The 445-nt window shown below is 68.3% G+C and carries 1 protein-coding gene; it reads left to right on the forward strand.

Features of this window, described 5'->3' with window-relative positions; all coding sequences use genetic code 11:
- Positions 1-61 precede the first annotated feature (61 nt).
- Positions 62-445: hypothetical protein (locus tag ACTQ40_RS10615; RefSeq protein WP_441564133.1), on the forward strand; the 384-nt coding region annotated here is incomplete at its 3' end.

Genomic DNA, 445 nt, shown 5'->3' on the forward strand with positions numbered 1-445 from the left:
CAGCCAGCCCCTACCGCATGGCCTCGCGCGTAGGGGGTGGCTGCATCTCAGAGAGGCCACCATGTCTGAATCGAAGTACGCCCAACTGCTTGACGCCCGCGTGAAGTCGAGCATCCGCCGCACCACCACCGCACCCGTCTGCCTGGACCCCGCACTGTGGGAGGCGCTGGAGACCGCCAGGGAAGCCCTGGACGCATGCCCCAGCGCGGACGGCGGCGCGGCACCCAAAACGCAGTCGCTATGTGCCAAGCCGTCCGGACGTCAGGCAGCAGAGGAGGCTGTGGAAGCGGCCCGTGCTGAGCTGCGTGAGGCGTCGATCCTGATCCACTACCGTGCGTTGCTGCCCGCCGAGTCGAGGGCGTTCTACGCCGACATCGACGGCGAGGGACCCGCGACCGACGTGTACGCGAACCTGATGCGCCGATGCTTCGCCTACGCCACCACC

This window comes from Collinsella sp. Sow4_D11, from assembly GCF_052116465.1.
In the GTDB taxonomy this organism is placed as follows: Bacteria; Actinomycetota; Coriobacteriia; order Coriobacteriales; family Coriobacteriaceae; genus Collinsella.